The organism is Kitasatospora sp. NPDC058170, from assembly GCF_042883905.1.
Lineage (GTDB): Bacteria > Actinomycetota > Actinomycetes > Streptomycetales > Streptomycetaceae > Kitasatospora.
This window is the reverse complement of record NZ_JBHVUV010000012.1, coordinates 198,387-214,044: the sequence shown is the minus strand read 5'-3', so window position 1 is coordinate 214,044 and position 15,658 is coordinate 198,387. Positions and strand designations below refer to the sequence as shown.

Annotated in this window: 12 protein-coding genes; 8 read left to right on the top strand and 4 right to left on the bottom strand. The window is 74.6% G+C overall.

The window, feature by feature from the left end:
* Positions 1 to 52: 52 nt before the first annotated feature.
* Positions 53 to 1,621, top strand: a complete 1,569-nt coding sequence (locus ACFVVX_RS16075; RefSeq protein WP_387945776.1) for a Re/Si-specific NAD(P)(+) transhydrogenase subunit alpha — start codon at positions 53 to 55, stop codon at positions 1,619 to 1,621.
* Between the two features lie 6 nt (positions 1,622 to 1,627).
* Positions 1,628 to 3,097: a Re/Si-specific NAD(P)(+) transhydrogenase subunit beta gene (pntB, locus tag ACFVVX_RS16070; protein WP_387945774.1), complete on the top strand. Its 1,470-nt coding sequence runs from the start codon at positions 1,628 to 1,630 to the stop codon at positions 3,095 to 3,097.
* Between the two features lie 214 nt (positions 3,098 to 3,311).
* Here the strand turns inward: pntB and ACFVVX_RS16065 are convergent, their stop codons facing one another.
* Genes ACFVVX_RS16065 through ACFVVX_RS16055 form a run of 3 tightly spaced genes read right to left on the bottom strand, consistent with a single transcriptional unit; the run spans position 3,312 to position 5,817 of the window.
* Positions 3,312 to 4,199 (bottom strand): glycosyltransferase, encoded by an 888-nt coding sequence (locus ACFVVX_RS16065; protein WP_387945772.1) that lies wholly within the window; start codon positions 4,197 to 4,199, stop codon positions 3,312 to 3,314.
* The gene (locus tag ACFVVX_RS16060; protein WP_387945770.1) at positions 4,196 to 4,930 is read right to left on the bottom strand and encodes an HAD family hydrolase; all 735 of its coding nucleotides are present in this window, start codon (positions 4,928 to 4,930) and stop codon (positions 4,196 to 4,198) included. Before ACFVVX_RS16060 ends, ACFVVX_RS16065 begins: the two co-directional genes overlap by 4 nt.
* Entirely contained in the window at positions 4,927 to 5,817 is an 891-nt protein-coding gene (locus ACFVVX_RS16055) for a PfkB family carbohydrate kinase (RefSeq protein WP_387945769.1), read from the bottom strand. Before ACFVVX_RS16055 ends, ACFVVX_RS16060 begins: the two co-directional genes overlap by 4 nt.
* A 212-nt stretch (positions 5,818 to 6,029) precedes the next feature.
* Here ACFVVX_RS16055 and ACFVVX_RS16050 point away from each other — a divergent pair, with 212 nt between their 5' ends.
* Genes ACFVVX_RS16050 through ACFVVX_RS16040 form a run of 3 tightly spaced genes read left to right on the top strand, consistent with a single transcriptional unit; the run spans position 6,030 to position 10,239 of the window.
* Positions 6,030 to 7,994 carry an aminotransferase class III-fold pyridoxal phosphate-dependent enzyme gene (locus ACFVVX_RS16050; RefSeq protein WP_387945768.1) on the top strand — a complete coding sequence of 655 codons (1,965 nt, stop codon included), beginning with the start codon at positions 6,030 to 6,032 and terminating at the stop codon, positions 7,992 to 7,994.
* Positions 7,991 to 8,899 (top strand): inositol monophosphatase family protein, encoded by a 909-nt coding sequence (locus ACFVVX_RS16045; protein ID WP_387945766.1) that lies wholly within the window; start codon positions 7,991 to 7,993, stop codon positions 8,897 to 8,899. The genes ACFVVX_RS16050 and ACFVVX_RS16045 overlap by 4 nt, the downstream gene beginning before the upstream one ends.
* Positions 8,900 to 8,931: 32 nt before the next feature.
* On the top strand, positions 8,932 to 10,239 hold the full coding sequence (locus ACFVVX_RS16040) for a hypothetical protein (RefSeq protein WP_387945764.1): 1,308 nt from the start codon (positions 8,932 to 8,934) through the stop codon (positions 10,237 to 10,239).
* A gap of 70 nt (positions 10,240 to 10,309) precedes the next feature.
* Here the strand turns inward: ACFVVX_RS16040 and ACFVVX_RS16035 are convergent, their stop codons facing one another.
* The gene (locus ACFVVX_RS16035) at positions 10,310 to 11,230 is read right to left on the bottom strand and encodes an SDR family oxidoreductase (RefSeq protein WP_387945762.1); all 921 of its coding nucleotides are present in this window, start codon (positions 11,228 to 11,230) and stop codon (positions 10,310 to 10,312) included.
* Between the two features lie 48 nt (positions 11,231 to 11,278).
* Here ACFVVX_RS16035 and ACFVVX_RS16030 point away from each other — a divergent pair, with 48 nt between their 5' ends.
* Genes ACFVVX_RS16030 through ACFVVX_RS16020 form a run of 3 tightly spaced genes read left to right on the top strand, consistent with a single transcriptional unit; the run spans position 11,279 to position 15,620 of the window.
* Positions 11,279 to 12,325, top strand: a complete 1,047-nt coding sequence (locus ACFVVX_RS16030) for a zinc-binding dehydrogenase (protein ID WP_387945760.1) — start codon at positions 11,279 to 11,281, stop codon at positions 12,323 to 12,325.
* On the top strand, positions 12,322 to 14,619 hold the full coding sequence (locus tag ACFVVX_RS16025; RefSeq protein ID WP_387945758.1) for a beta-galactosidase: 2,298 nt from the start codon (positions 12,322 to 12,324) through the stop codon (positions 14,617 to 14,619). Before ACFVVX_RS16030 ends, ACFVVX_RS16025 begins: the two co-directional genes overlap by 4 nt.
* On the top strand, positions 14,616 to 15,620 hold the full coding sequence (locus ACFVVX_RS16020) for an ROK family protein (RefSeq protein ID WP_387945756.1): 1,005 nt from the start codon (positions 14,616 to 14,618) through the stop codon (positions 15,618 to 15,620). The genes ACFVVX_RS16025 and ACFVVX_RS16020 overlap by 4 nt, the downstream gene beginning before the upstream one ends.
* Positions 15,621 to 15,658 lie beyond the last annotated feature (38 nt).

The window sequence follows — 15,658 nt, the reverse complement described above, 5'->3', positions numbered from 1 at the left end:
CGCTGCCGCAGATGCCCGGTCAGCAGCGCCTCCGACGAGAGAGACACCAGCCATGTCTGCACAGGTCCCCACCCACCACCCGCCCCAGCGCATCGGCGTGGTCGCCGAGTCGACCCCCGGGGAGAGCCGTGTCGCGGCGACTCCCGCGACGGTGCGCCAGTTGCTCGCCCTCGGCTACCAGGTCGTCGTCGAGCCGGAGGCCGGAGCGGCCTCCGGATTCACCGACGGGGCCTACTCCGAGGCCGGCGCGATCATCGGCGACGCCTGGGCGGCCGAGGTGGTCCTCAAGGTCAACGCACCGTCGGTCGACGAGATCGCCCGGCTTCGGGCGGACGCCACCCTGGTGGGCCTGCTCGCGCCGGCGCAGCACCCCGAGCTGGTGCAGGAGCTGTCCGCGCGGGGCGTCACGGCGCTCGCGCTGGACGGCGTCCCGCGGATCTCGCGGGCGCAGTCGATGGACGTGCTCAGCTCGATGGCGAACATCGCGGGGTACCGGGCGGTGATCGAGGCAGCCCACGTGTTCGGGCGCTTCTTCACCGGCCAGGTCACCGCCGCGGGCAAGGTACCGCCGGCGAAGGTCCTCGTGGCGGGTGTCGGCGTGGCCGGGCTCGCCGCCATCGGCGCGGCGTCCAGTCTGGGCGCGATCGTCCGCGCCACCGATCCGCGGCCCGAGGTCGCGGACCAGGTCCGTTCGCTGGGCGGCGAGTACCTGGCCGTGGACGTCGTCCAGGAGGCGGGCACCGACGGCTACGCCAAGGCGACCTCCGCCGACTACGACCGCGCCGCCGCCGCGCTCTACCGCCGGCAGGCCGAGGACGTGGACATCATCGTCACCACGGCCCTGATCCCCGGTCGGCCGGCTCCGCGGCTGGTCACGGCCGAGGACGTGGCGGCGATGAAGCCGGGCAGCGTCATCGTCGACATGGCCGCCGCCCAGGGCGGCAACGTCGAGGGCACCGTGCCCGGCCGGGCGGTGGTCACCGACAACGGTGTCACCATCATCGGCTACACCGATCTGGCCGGCCGGCTGGCCACCCAGGCCTCCCAGCTGTTCGGCACCAACCTGGTGAACCTGGTGAAGCTGCTGACTCCCGCCGGGGACGGCCGGCTGGTCATCGATTTCGACGACGTGGTCCAGCGGGCCGTGACGGTGGTCCGGGCCGGCGAGGTCACCTGGCCGCCACCGCCGGTGGCCGTGTCGGCGGCCCCCGCCACGCCGCCCTCGGCCCCTGCCGCGCCGGTGGGAGCGAGGCGGCCCCGGCTCACCCCCGCGGCGCGGTTCGGCCTGATCGGCGTGGGGATGCTGGCCCTCTTCCTGCTGATCGCCTTCGCGCCGGCCCAACTCGCGGAGAACTTCACGGTGTTCGCACTCGCGGTGATCATCGGCTACTACGTCATCGGCAAGGTCCACCACGCGTTGCACACCCCGCTGATGTCGGTGACCAACGCGGTCTCCGGGATCGTGGTGATCGGCGCCCTGGTGCAGATCGGGCACGAGAGCCGGGTCGTGACCGCACTGTCGTTCGTGGCGGTCCTGCTGACGAGCGTGAACATCTTCGGAGGCTTCGCCGTCACCCGCCGCATGCTGAGCATGTTCTCGACCGCCCCCGAAAGGCGCTGAGCCCCGATGACTTCCACGACGGCATCCCACGCCGCGGACCTGGTCGCCGCCCTCCTGTTCATCCTCAGCCTGGCCGGGCTGTCCCAGCACCGGACGTCGCGCGCCGGCGTCGTCTACGGCATCGCCGGCATGGCCCTCGCCCTGGTCGCCACCGTCGTGCTGGCAGCGCAGAGCATCACCGCCGGCGCGGTCGCCCTGATCGCCCTCGCGATGGTGCTCGGCGGTGCGGCGGGCCTGTGGCAGGCGCGTCGGGTCGAGATGACGCAGATGCCCGAACTCATCGCCGTCCTGCACAGTTTCGTCGGTCTCGCCGCCGTGCTGGTCGGCTGGAACAGCTACCTGGAGGTCGAGGCCCACGGCCCGGCCCAGACGCTGGTCCCCGGCGAACTGCTGGGCATCCACCACGCCGAGGTCTTCATCGGCATCTTCATCGGCGGAGTCACCCTGACCGGCTCCGTCGTGGCCTACCTCAAGTTGTCCGGCCGGATCGCCTCGCGCCCGCTAACGCTGCCCGGCAAGAACGGCCTCAACCTGGGCGCGCTGGCGGCGTTCGCGGGGCTGACCGCCTGGTTCACCGTCAGCCCCCGGCTGGGGCTGATGATCGCGGTGACCGTCCTGGCACTGGCCCTCGGCTGGCACCTGGTCGCCTCGATCGGCGGAGGCGACATGCCCGTCGTCGTCTCCATGCTGAACAGCTACTCGGGCTGGGCGGCAGCCGCCGCCGGGTTCCTCCTCGACAACAACCTGCTCATCGTCACCGGGGCCCTGGTCGGCTCGTCCGGCGCCTACCTGTCGTACATCATGTGCCGGGCGATGAACCGCTCCTTCGTCTCGGTCATCGCCGGCGGCTTCGGCATCGAGGCCCCGTCGGGCGGCGACGAGGAGCAGGGGGAGCACCGCGAGATCCGCGCGGAGGAGACGGCGGGGCTGCTCGCGCAGGCCCGGTCCGTGGTCATCACCCCCGGCTACGGGATGGCGGTCGCCCAGGCCCAGCACCCGGTGGCGGAGCTCACCCGCCGGCTGCGCGAGAGCGGCGTCGAGGTCCGCTTCGGCGTGCACCCGGTGGCCGGACGCCTGCCCGGACACATGAACGTGCTGCTGGCCGAGGCGAACGTGCCGTACGACATCGTCCTGGAGATGGACGAGATCAACGACGACTTCGCCAAGACCTCCGTCGTCCTGGTCATCGGCGCCAACGACACCGTCAACCCGGCCGCCACCGACGACCCGTCGAGCCCCATCGCCGGGATGCCGGTCCTGCGGGTGTGGGAGGCGGAACAGGTGATCGTCTTCAAGCGCTCGATGGCGTCCGGCTACGCGGGAGTGCAGAACCCGCTGTTCTTCCGCGAGAACAGCAGCATGCTCTTCGGGGACGCCAAGCAGAGCGTGGACGCGATCCTCCGATCCCTCCCCGACCTCACCCAGGACGCCGCCCCGGCCCATGGCGTGCGCCAGCCGACGACGACGGCTGGTTAGCCCCGGTACGGCGGGCGGCGCGGCCACCCCGCGCCGTCCGCCGGCGGCTCCGGCAGGCGGCTGCCCGGCCGCCGACTCCCCTGGCCGACTTCCCTGGCCGACTCCCCTGGCCGACTCCCCTGGCCGACGTCCGTGGCCGACTCCCCTGGCCGACTCCCCTGGCCGACTTCCCTGGCCCGCTGCGCCGTCCGCCGGCGACCCGGCCCCGGACGGCCTACAGGTAGCACCGCCGGTTCCCGATGCTGCCCGCCATCCGACCGGCCCGCAGGGCGAGTTGGGCCAGCCAGGCGGCGCGGGCGTCCGCGGGGCCGAGCAGGTCGGGCACGTGCACCAGCGTGCTCCACCAGGCCCGGGCGACGTCCCCCGGTCGTGAGGCAGGCATGCCGTGGCCTGCGAAGTCCCGGTAGAGCTTGGGGTGCGAGCGCCCGTAGCGGTAGAGCTGGCGTGCGATGGCCGGGGCGTCGGCACGGAGCCGGTAGTGCACGACGGCGTCGGGCGAGAAGGCCAGCCGGTGCCCCGCCAGCTGGGCCCGCCAGAAGAACTCGACGTCGTCGCCGCCGTAGCGGTAGCTCTCGTCGAAGCCGCCCAGGAGGCTCCAGAGTTCCTTGTGGAAGCCGCAGTTGGCACCCGCCGGGTAGGGCAGGAAGCCGAAGGTGTCGAGCAGCTCGTCGGCCTCCTTCGGGGGGCGCGCGGCGAGGGCCACCCGGCTGTTGAGCAGGCGGCGTTCGAGTGCTCCCCCGACGGCCGGGCTGGTCCGCAGGGCGTCGACCAGGCCGGCCATCCAGCCGGAGGCCACCACGTCGTCCGCGTCGCAGCAGAGCACGAACTCCCCGAGCGCGCGGCGGCAGCCGATGTTGCGCGCGCGGTTGACGCCGCAGCCCCCGGCGACGCCGACCACCCTGAGCCGGGGCATCCGCTGCCGCCAGGACCGCAGGAGCGCGGGGGTGCCGTCGCTCGACCCGTTCTCGACGACGACCAGCTCCCACCGGCCCGGATAGGTCTGCCGGCAGAGGGCCTCCAGCTGTGCGGCCAGCGTCGGCGCGGCGTTCCGCGCGGGCATGACGACCGAGACGAGGCCCACCCTGCCGGTGCCCCCGCTCACCGGCCGCTCCGCACGGCGGGGCCCGGCGCGTGGACGGTGCCCGGCGCGCGGACGACGGCACGGACCACGGCGGCGGTGTCGCGCAGGTCGGGGAGGACCGCATCGGCCCCGGCCGCCCTCAGCACCGCGCCGCTGCTCGCACCCGAGGCGACGGCCACCACCCGCGATCCGCCGGCCAGCCCCGCGCGCACGTCCTGCGGGGTGTCACCGACCAGGACGGTGCTGCCGGCGTCGAAGTGCCGCCCGCGCACCGCCGCCGCGCGCCGCCGGGCCACCGGGAGGAGGGCGGCCCGCTCGCGTGCGTCGTCGCCGTACGCGCCTACGCCGAGGTCCACGAACTCCGCGAGCCCGAACAGCCCCAGCTTCAGCGCGGCGTTGGCCCGGAGGTTCCCGGTCAGCACGGACTGGGTCACCCCGGGCCGGGCCCGCAGGGCCTGCAGCGCCTCGACGGCACCGGGCAGGACGCGGCCGGCCGTCCGGAGCTCGGCGGCCCGACGGCGCAGTTGCGCGGTCAGCTCGGCGCCGACCCGGTGCGGTTCGAAGCCGTCGACGCCGTGCCGGGCGAACAGCTCGGCCATCACGTCCAGTTCGGTGCGGCCCGCGCTCGCGACCCGGTGGCGGGCGGGCCTGCCGGTGAGGCGCTCGAACGCGAACGGGTAGACGGCCTCGCCGACGGCGCCGTCGTCGATCAGCGTGCCGTCGACGTCCCAGAGGACGAGGATCGGCCTCACGCCCGGGCCGCCCGTCGGGACGGGGCCGGGCGGGCCGTGAACGGGCCCCGCCGCGCGACACAGGCCGCACCGTGCCGGGCGGCGAGGTCCACTGCCGCGCCCGTGGCCGAGCCGGCCGCGAGCGCGTACGTGAGGACGGCCGCGAAGTTGTCCCCCACCCCGTAGGTGTCCACCAGGGGCCCGGGCGCGCGGGCCGGCCGGTAGCGCCTCGGGGGCTGGCCGCCGCAGGTGAACACCCCGCCGTGCCGGCCCTCGGTGCTGACCACCAGGCCCGGCGGCCTGCGCAGCAGCGCCGGATCGCAGCGCTCGGCCGGGTCGCAGCCGCTGCCCACCATCGCGTCGACCCTCACACCGGACTCCAGGACGGTGGCGAACTCGCGCGCCGTCACCACCAGCACCCTGGCCTGCCGGGCCCGGCGCAGCAGCGCGGCGTCCCCGGCGGTGAAGAACACCGCGTCGAAGGAGGCCAGTTCCCCCCAGTCGACGGGATCCGCGGCGGTGGGTTGCAGCCGTTCGCCCAGGGTGATCGTGGTGCGCTCGCCGGATCGGTCGACCATGCTCACCGCCGCCCGGGTAGGACCGGCCCGGGCGGCGGCCAGCACCCGTACGCCGCGGTGTTCGAGCTCCGCGCGCGAGCGCCGCCCGGCGTGGTCGTCGCCGAGTGCGGTGAAGAACGTGCAGCCGCCGGCCAGTTCGGCCAGCCGGACGGCCGCGACGGCGCCGCCCCCGGCCGGGCCGCGCCAGAGCCGCTCCGCGTGGATCACCTCACCGGCGCCGGGCACCTGGTCGAGACCTGCGATCGTCGTCCACTCGACGTGTCCCACCACGGCCAGCCGCGGCCCGCCCGTGGGGGCCGCCGCACCGGTGGGGCGGATGTCCTCGTCCATGACTCCTCGGCTTTCGTGCCGGGCCTTCGCCGGCACCGCCCCAAGTCGATCACCGTTCGCCGGTCCGCGCCGCGCGGCATACTCCGGTCGAGGGTGCGTCAACGAACCATGAATGGCGCAGCCGTGCGAGTTCCGCAATGATGACGTCTGGGCGTTTCGGCTCCGTGCACCACCCGGTGGGCGCACGGTCCCGGCGCCCGACGGAGGTGTACGTGAACGAAGTGCATGCGGTCCTCTTCGATTTCGACGGGACACTGTGGGATCCGGAATCCGAGATATTCCGCGCCCACGCGGAGATCTTCCTGGAGTCCGGCCACCAACTCCCGATGGACGTGTGGTCGTCACTGGTCGGCACCGTCGGGTTCGACCTCTGGACCCACCTCGAACGGCTCACCGGGCGCACCGTGGACCGGCGGGAGGTGCAGGAACGGGTCAGCCACCGGCAGCGGGAACTGCTCGGCGGCCTGTCCAGCCGGCCCGGGGTGCAGGGAGTCCTGCGCGCGGTCGACGCGCTGGGAATCGCCCGCGGAATCGTCAGCAACTCGACCAGGGAATGGATATCCCGGTACTCCCGGCAGTGCGACGTCGCCGACGGCTGGCGCACGTTGCACTGCGCCGACGGGGATTTCGACCGGGCGAAGCCCGAGCCACACCTCTATGTCGCGGCACTAGCCTCGCTGGGAATTCCCGCCGGGCGGGCGGTCGCATTCGAGGATTCACCGAGCGGCGTGCTCGCGGCGAAACGGGCCGGAATCCGGTGCGTCGCCGTGCCGAACTCGATGACCGCCTCGCTCGATCTCCACGAGGCGGATCTGCGTTTCGAATCGTTCGAGCAGATCGATCTGCCAGGAATTCTCGGAGGAAAGCCGATGGAAAAGCTCAGCACCGCGGCGGCGAGGCCGCCGTCCGCGCCGGACGCCGACGGCGTCCTCCAGCACTACTACTACCTGCCGGACGAACTCCGGGTGGTCGGCGGCGAGGGCGTCTACCTCTACGCCGAGGACGGCCGGCGCTATCTCGACTGCTCCTCGGGGACGTTCAACCTGAGCCTGGGCTACGCCCACCCCGAGATCGTGGCGGCCGTCCGCGAACAGGCCGGCGAACTCATCCACGTCACCTCCAAGTTCCAGACCGGACCGCTGAACGCACTGGTGTCGAAGCTCGCCGAGGTCTCGCCGCCGAACCTCACCCGGGTGCACCTGAAGTCGGCGAGCGGCTCCGACGCGAACGAGAGCGCCGTCAAGATCGCCCAGGTCCACACCGGGAACTCCGACGTGGTCACGCTCTTCCGCGGGCACCTGGGCCAGACCCTCGGCATGATCGGCGCCTCCGGTGCCGCGTTCCGCCGCACCCCGTTCCCCTCACACCTGCCCGGTATCGTGCACGTCCCCGATCCGCACTGCCTGCGCTGCTTCTACGGCCAGGAGCGGGCCACCTGCGGCCTGCTCTGCGTGGAACGGATCAACGACTTCATCGACTACGCGAGCACCGGCCGGGTGGCCTGCGTGGTGCTGGAGCCGATCAGCGGCAACGGCGGCAACGTCGTCCCGCCCGACGGCTACCTCCAGGCGCTCAGGGACCTCTGCGACGAGCGCGGCATCGTCCTGGTCTTCGACGAGATCCAGACCGGGTTCGGGCGCACCGGCCGGATGTTCGCCGCCGACCACTTCGGCGTCGCCCCGCACATGATGACCTTCGGCAAGGGCCTCGGCGGCTCCGGCATGCCCATCGCGGGCATCCTGACCGAGGAGCGGCTCACCGGCGTGGAGGGCCACCACATCAACTCGACCTTCGGCGGCAACGTCCTGGCCGCCGCGGCCGCCCTGAAGACGCTGGAGGTCATCGGCCGCCCCGGGTTCCTGGAGAACGTGCGGGACGTCGGGGCGCACGTGCGCGACCGGCTGCGCGACCTGGCCACGAAGGTGCCGTTCGTCCGGGAGGTCCGCGGCGTCGGGCTGATGATCGGCATCGACGTCGTCGACCGGGAGGGCCGGCCCGACCCCCGGCTCACCAACCACCTGGCCGAACTCGGCATGGAGCACGGGCTCCTGCTGCGGACCTCGCTGTACGGGCACGGCAACGTGCTGAAGGTCCGCCCGGCGCTGGTCATGACCCGTCAGGAGGCGGACGAGATGTGCGACCTGTTGGAACGACTCTTCCTCTCGGTCTCATCATGAGGAGCCTGGTCCAGGAGCTGTCCCGGCGGATCCGGGCAGCCGTCCGCACCGGTCTGCACGACGTCGGCAGCCGCTACGTGGCGGGCACCGCGAAGGGCGGCGACGCCGAGTTCCCGGTCGACGTGCTCGCCGAACGCGCCGCCTGGGACTTCCTGAAGGAACGGGACGAGCCGGTCGCCGTCTACACCGAGAGCGAGGGGCTGCGCACGATCGGCCGCAACCCCGCGTACGTCCTGATCATCGATCCGATCGACGGCACCCGCGGGGCCGCCGCCGACCTGGAGATGGCCTGCGTCTCCATCGCCGCGGCGCCCTACGGCGAGGCGCCCGTCATCGGGGACATCCGGTACGCGATGCTCCAGGAGATCAAGTCCGGGAACTGGCTCTACGCCGACACCCGGGGGGCCGGGATCGAGTCCGGCGGCTTCCCCGTCCCGGTGCCGCACCTGTCCTCCACCACCGAGCTGGACCGGATGTTCTGGTCGCTGGAGTTCAACGGCCACCCGGCCGGGCTGATGACCGGCGCCTACGGCCACCTGATCGACGCCTCGGCCAACACCGGCGGCGTGTACGTGTTCAACAGCGCCTCCTTCTCCATCTCCCGGATCATCACCGGGCAGATGGACGCCTACGTCGACATCGGCAACCGGCTGCTCCGCGACCGCCCCACCACCGAGGCGGACTTCCGCCGGGTCGGCCACGGAAGCATCCTGCACCTGTTCCCCTACGACATCGCCGCCTCGGTCTTCCTCGCGGAGCGGGCCGGGGTCACCATCACCGACGCCTACGGCAAGTCGCTGCACGACACCCTGCTGCTGGACATCGGCCCGCTCAACCAGCGGTCGTGCATCGCCGCCTGCACGACACAGCTGCACGCCTCCCTGATCGACTCGATCCGCTGGTAGGCGGGGTGGCGGAGCTCAGCGAGGAGACGCCCGTGGTCACCGATCGCCGGCACGGCCGGACCGTGCCCCACCGCCAGGCCGTACCGTCCCGCCCGCCCGCCGACGGGTGGACCGGGTGGACCGACCGGACGGCCCTGGCCGCCGTCACCGACGCCCTCGGCCTCCGGGTCGCTTACGAGATCCTGGACGGCGGCTCCCCGGCCCGGGTCTACCGGGCCACCTCCCCGGACGGGGATGACCTCGCGCTCAAGGTCCTGGTGCCCGCGCCGGGCGCGGTGGACGGCCACGACCTGGTGTCCTTCCGCCGCAAGGCGGACCAGGTCGAACTGCTGCGCACCGCCGCACCGCGGCTGGCGGCGCGTTACCTGCCGGTCCTGCACACCGTCGACGGCGACGGCTGGTCGGCCTGCACGACGCCGTTCTTCGACTCGGTGGACCTCGCGGCGCCGCTGCGGGAGTCACCGCCGGGCACACGGGAGTTCTTCGAGCGGTACACCGCCTTCACCCGGGCCCTCGTCCTGGACGGGTACGCCGCACAGTCCCACCCCGCCCCGGCCGGGTACCTGGCGGAGACCGTCGTGGGCCGGTTCCTGCGACGGCTGCCCGTGCTCCGGGGGGCGCTGCCCGCCGACCTGGTCGCCGCCGGGCGCATCACGGTCAACGGCGTGCCCTGCGAGCCCCCGCACCTCGTGCTGGAACGCCTGGCCGGCCCGCTGGCGGATCGACTGGCCCTGCTGGCGCCGACCAGGCTGATGGCCCCCGCCCACGGGGACGCCAACACGCGCAACGTGCTGTTCTCCGCCCGCCCCGGTGCGGCCGCGGACGACTTCCGGCTCATCGACCCGCGCGGCTCCACCGGGCCGTGGGATCCGGTCTACGACCTGGCGAAGACGCTCTTCAGCCTCACCGTCTGGGACCCCGCGCTGCGGTTGGGCTTCTCGGTGCGCAGGTCACCGCCGCGCGGCGGCCGGGTGACGTACGAGGTGGGGTTCCGGGAGCCGGCCCTTCCGGGCTACCGCGCGGCGGTCCACCGGTTCCTGCCGCACCTGGCGTCCTCGGAGGGCCTGCGGGGCCTGTTCCGCAGGGATCCCGGCTGGCTGCAACGGCTGCTGCTCACCCACGCCCTGCACGTCCTGGCGGAGGCACCCTGCCGACTGTCGGACCGCAAGCCCAAGCCCGACCGGTCGGGGAGGGACTCCTCGCCCGCGGAACTCGCGCTCGGCCACTACCTGCTCGGCACCCTGCTGGTCAACGACCTGGCCGGGCAGCTCGGCCGGACCGGGCGCGTGGACGCCGGGAGCCACCTGGCCCTGGTGACCGACCGGCTCCCCGGAGGGTGAGGTGGCGACCGCACGTGGCACGGCGGGAACGGGTGACGTGACGACCGCCCCGCCGGCCCGTGGCCGGCCGTCAGGCGGGTGGCAGGCCCGCCAGGTGGGCGAGCGCGGGGGCCAGTCCGGGGCCCAGCAGGCCGTGCCGGGTGCTGCGCAGCACCAGCCGCGGCGGGCGGCGGCACCCGGACCCGGCCTCCTGCCCTCGGACCGCCACCACCCGGGTGGGCAGCTCCAGGGCCTGTTGGACTCCGGACATCAGCTCGAACCGGGTCACCACGTCGCTGCCGCCGTAGTGCACGACCCCCGTGCGGTCCCAGAGCCGGGCCAGCGCCGGGCCGAGGCTGGGCAGGTAGACGGGGGCGCAGACCAGGTCGGTCCGGGCGGTGGTCGTCGGCCCCGCCAGACGCGCCAGGAAGCTGTTCGACCAGGGGCCGCGCCCGAAGACGAGGGGGATCCGCAGGACCAGGTGTCCGCCGTCGGCGAGCAGCACGTCCTCGGCCGCCACCTTGGTCCGCCCGTACACGTTGACCGGGGACCGGGGATCCTCCTCGGTGTACCGGTCGCGGGTGCCGTCGAAGACGTTGTCGCTGGAGAGCAGGACCAGCTTCGTCGCGGTGCCGCGCACGGCGTCCAGCAGCACCTCGACGGGGCGGACGTTGAGGCGGTGGGCCAGGGCCGGGTCGGCCTCCGCCGCCTCCAGGGGGACCAGGCCGGCCGCGTGGACGACCAGGTCGAAGCCGTCGGCCGCCAGCGCCGCGAGTCGGCGCTCGTCGCACAGGTCCGCCCGGACCAGCCCCGCGGCCGGCCGGGTGGCGAAGGTCCCGACGACGTCGTGGTGCTGCGTCAGGTGGCTCCAGAGGCCGCCCCCGACGAACCCCGAGGCGCCGAGCAGCAGGATCCGCAGGCGCGCACTCGGGGGGAACTCGCCCCCGTACGAAGGGAAGCGACTCCCGCGCGGCGGGGCGTGGCTCCCGCCGGACTGCCGAGACAGGCTCATACCGGGCATGTTAGGACAGTGTTGACGAGACACCCGTGGGAGGCCGCGATGAAGGCCGTCGTGTTCGAGGACGTGGGTCTGGCGGGCTTCCACGATCGCGCCGTCCCCGCCTGCGACGTCGGCGAGGTCCTGGTCGAGGTGGCCGCCACCGGCATCTGCGGCACGGACCGGGCGATCCTGCTGGGCGAGTTCCCGGCAACGCGCGGCGTGGTGCTGGGGCACGAGGCGGTCGGCACGGTCGCCGCCACCGGCCCCGGCGCCGGCTCGGTGGCACCGGGTGACCGGGTGGTGGTCAATCCGACGTACCACTGCGGCCGCTGCCGCCCCTGCCGCCGCGGACTGCCCGCCCACTGCGCGGCGAAGGCGGGCCGGGAGGTCGGTGTCGACCGCGACGGGACGATGGCCGGCTTCGTCGCCGTGCCCGAGCACTTCGTCCACCGGCTGCCCGGCTCGGTGTCCTACCGGAGGGGGGCCCTGGTGGAGCCGCTCGCCTGCGTGCTGAACAACCTGCGGGCGGCCCGGCCGCGGTGGGACGACCAGGTCCTCGTGGTCGGGGCCGGCCCCATCGGTGCGCTGTGCGCGATGGTCCTGGCCCGGCGCGGCTCCAGGGTGACCCTGGCCGAACACGATCCGGGGAGGGCGGAGATCGCCCGCCTGCTGCTGCCCCGCACGGTGCGGGTGCTGGGCCCGGAGGAGGCCGCCGAGCCTGGGCGGCCGGCGCCCGACGTCGTCATCGACACCACGGGCTCGCTGCCGGGCGGCGTCCTGGGCACGGTGGCGGCCGGCGGCACGGTCGTGGTGATGGGCGAACGCGAGGCCGGCGTCGCCACCGTCCGCCTGCGGCCCCTGGTGACCGGCGGGATCCGCCTGGTGGGGGCGGGACCGTACCGGCCGGCCGACTTCGAGCTGGCGGTGGACCTCGCCCAGGACCTGCCGCTCGAAGAACTGGTGACGCACGTGCTGCCGCTCGAACGGTACGCCGAGGCGCTGGCGATGCTGGCGGTCGTACCGGCCGGGACGGACGGCGCCGCACCCGGCTGCGGGTACCGCGCGATGAAGGTCCTGCTCACCCCGGGCGGGAGCCTCGCCCCGTGAGCGGCGAACGCAGCGGACCGGGCGGTGCGCGACCCGCGTTCGAGGACGGCACGCTGCGGCTGGACGGCCGCCCCCGGTTCCTCATCACCGGCGAGTACCCGTACTACCGCGACCACCACGGCCGGTGGGCGGCCAAGCTGGGCGCCATGAGCGAGGCCGGCATCGAGGTGGTGACCTGCTACGTGCCCTGGCGGCACCACGAGGTCACCCGGAACGGCGGCCGGAGCTGGTGCTTCGACCGGGACGGCAACCGCGACCTCGCCGCCTTCCTGGGGCTGGTCGCGGCGGCGGGCCTGCTCGCACTGCCGAAGCCGGGCCCCTTCGTCCACGCCGAACTCCCCTTCGGCGGGCTGCCCGACCGGGTCAGCCCCACCCTCGATCCGGCCCGGCACGCCGCGCGGGCGGCCGACGGCCGGCCGCTGCCCTACCAGCAGTTCACCCTCCCCTCGGCGCTGGACCCGCGGTTCCTGGAGGACGCCACGGAGTGGCTCCGCGCCGTCGGGCGGTTCCTGCGGCCGTTCGTGCATCCGCGGGGGCCGGTCATCGCCGTCCAGATCGGCAACGAGGGGCACTACGGGGAGACCGCCCTCCCGATCGACGCGCTCGACTATTCGCCGCCGGCCGTCGACGCCTTCGCCCGCTTCGCACCCGGTGTGAAGCCACCCGGGGTCCGCCCGCCCGGCGCGGACCCGCCCGGCGGGGGCCTGCCCGGCGCCGGCGCAGTCGATCCGGCCGGGGATCCGCCGTCCCCGGCCGGGCTGCGCGCCCTGATCCGCTGGGGGGAGTGGTCGGCCGAGGTGCTCGCCGCCGGGATGGCGGGACTGGCCGAGGCGCTCGGACCGGGCGTCCCCGTCCTCACCACGTACGCACCGCCCGCCCGGGCCGACCGCGTCCCCGGCCGTGCGGCCGGGCGGTACGACGCCTGGCTGGCCCGGAACAGGGTCGGCGCACCCCCCGCACTCCCCCGTGCCTACACGAGCTGGACGGGCGACGTCCTGGCGGACGACGAGGCGCTGGTCAACTACGTCCTGGCGGCCAAGGGCGGCCGCGGCCCCAACATCGAGGAGAACTGGGGGCTCCGCTGGGCGGATCCGGGGTGCGCCTTCCCGGTGGTGCCGATCCACCACACCCTGCTCGGCGTGGCGTGCGGCGCGACCGGCATCAGCGTCTACCCCGCCTGCGCCACCGCGGGCTGGGGGGAGCAGCTCGCGGTGGACCGCACCTGGCCGGCGGGGACGGCCGGTGATCCCGCGCCGTTCGAGCCGCCGTACGGCGACGCCGCCCCGATCCTGGTCGACGCCGGCCCCGGCCCGGCCTTCGCCGCCGTACGGGTGCTGACGCACTTCCTCACCGGCCAACAGGAGGTGCTGGCCGTCTCCCGCCCCGAGCCCGGCGTGCGGTGGGGCGTCCACCCGGCGTACGCGGCCGTCGGTGCCTGGTCCCGGGAGGCGGGCCGGCACCGGGACGGAGAGGGCGACGGCGACGGGGAGCGGGAGCGGGAGCAGGAGCAGGAGCAGGAGCAGGAGCAGCCGGTGCCCTCGGCCGATCGGACCCTGCTGCCCTTCGTCACCCACTGCCTGCGCCGCAACCTGCCCTTCCACCTGGAGGAACTGAGCGGCCGGACGGTGCTCGACCCCGCCGCGGGGCCCCTGGTCGCGGTGTCGGGCCGCTTCATGGAGCGGGCCGTTCAGCAGCGGCTCGCGTCGTTCGCCGAGCGGGGCGGCCCGCTGCTCGTCCTGGGGGGACTCCCCCGCCTCGACGAGGACCTGCGCCCGTGCACCGAGCTGGCCGACGCGGTACGGCGGTGCGCCACGGCACCGGGCGGACCGGCCCGGGTCCGCGCGGTCTCCCTCGACGCGAGGCCCGTCGGAACGGCCGTCGACGAGTGGCTCGGTGCGAGCGGCACCGCACCCTCGCGCAGCCGTCCGGGGGCGTGGCTCGAACTGCGCAGGACCGTCGCGGACCCGGAGGACGTGCTCGTCTTCCTCTTCAACCGCTCGGGCGGACCCCTGCACGCACGCACCACCTGCGGGGAGCACGTCGTCGCCGTCGACCTCGTCGGGAGCGGCTGCGCCGTCCTGCGGGTGTCCCACGGCCGGCTGCGGGCGTGCTACGTCAAGGGGCTGAACGAGCGAACCGGAGCGGGGGTGCCCGTCCGGGTACGGGTGGGCGGCGATCTGCTGCACACCGACCGGCCGTGCGACCTCTCCGCCGTCCGCCGGCCGGGCGGCTACGACCTGCGCACCGCCGGATCGCGGGGCGCGGCCCACGTCTTCCTCCCGGAGGGGCCGTGACACCGCCCGCCCCGCGGCCGCTCCCGGCCACCGCCCCGACGGAGGCCGTCGGCGTCGACGTCGGCGCCACGAAGATCGCGGCGGTACGGGTGTCGGCCGACGGCACGGTCGCGGCGCGGGCCCGCCGTGCCACGCCGCGCGGCACCGCGGACGCGCTGGTCGGTGCCGTCGCCGAGCTCGTGACGCAGCTGCGCGGCGAGCGGGTCGCCGCCGTCGGCGTCGGCCTGCCGGGCATGGTCGACGCCCGGACCGGGGCGCTGGCCTTCGGGCCCGGCCTGGACTTCGCCCGCGCGCCGCTCCGGGCGCTGATCGCCGACGCGGTGGGGCTCCCGGTGGTGACCGACAACGACGCGAACGTGGCCGCCTGGGCCGAGTACCGCCTCGGCGCGGGGCGCGGCCACGACCACCTGGTGCTGGTCACCCTGGGCACGGGCCTGGGCTGCGGCGTGGTCGTCGACGGCCGCCTGCTGCGCGGCTCGCACGGCTTCGCGGCCGAGGCCAGCCACCTGACGGTCGATCCGGGCGGCCCGCTGTGCGAGTGCGGCAACCACGGGTGCTGGGGCGTGTCGGCGTCCGGCGCCGCCATCGCCCGGCTCGGGCGACGCGCTGCCGCGGCCCGGCCGGCGTCGCCGCTGGCCCGCCTGCTCGGCCGGGGCTCCCCGGACGCGGGAGAGGCGGTCACCGAGGCCGCCCGCGGCGGCGACGGGCAGGCCCTGCGGATCCTGGACCGGGTGGGGACGCTCACCGGCATCGGCGTGGCCGCACTGGCCAACCTGTTCGACCCCTCCGTGGTGATCGTCGGAGGCGGGCCGGTCACCGCGGGGGACCTCCTGCTCGCACCCGCGCGCGTCTCGTTCGCCGACCGGCTCCACGCGCCCGCGGACCGCCCGCCCGTCCCCCTGCTCACGGCCCGCTTCGGCAACGACGCCGGCGCGATCGGCGCCGCCCTGATGGCGCTCGACCGGCCCCCGGACGACGGTCCCTCCGACCGGCGGCGGTGACCGCCGCCGGAGGGGTGGTGCACCGCGCAGGCCTCGCA

Excerpts from the sequence above, each read along its gene's own strand:
- pntB (WP_387945774.1), top strand. The coding sequence starts at position 1,628 with ATGACTTCCACGACGGCATCCCACGCCGCGGACCTGGTCGCCGCCCTC.
- ACFVVX_RS16055 (WP_387945769.1), bottom strand. The coding sequence starts at position 5,817 with ATGGACGAGGACATCCGCCCCACCGGTGCGGCGGCCCCCACGGGCGGG.
- ACFVVX_RS16030 (WP_387945760.1), top strand. The coding sequence starts at position 11,279 with ATGAAGGCCGTCGTGTTCGAGGACGTGGGTCTGGCGGGCTTCCACGAT.
- ACFVVX_RS16075 (WP_387945776.1), top strand. The coding sequence starts at position 53 with ATGTCTGCACAGGTCCCCACCCACCACCCGCCCCAGCGCATCGGCGTG.
- ACFVVX_RS16045 (WP_387945766.1), top strand. The coding sequence starts at position 7,991 with ATGAGGAGCCTGGTCCAGGAGCTGTCCCGGCGGATCCGGGCAGCCGTC.
- ACFVVX_RS16035 (WP_387945762.1), bottom strand. The coding sequence starts at position 11,230 with ATGAGCCTGTCTCGGCAGTCCGGCGGGAGCCACGCCCCGCCGCGCGGG.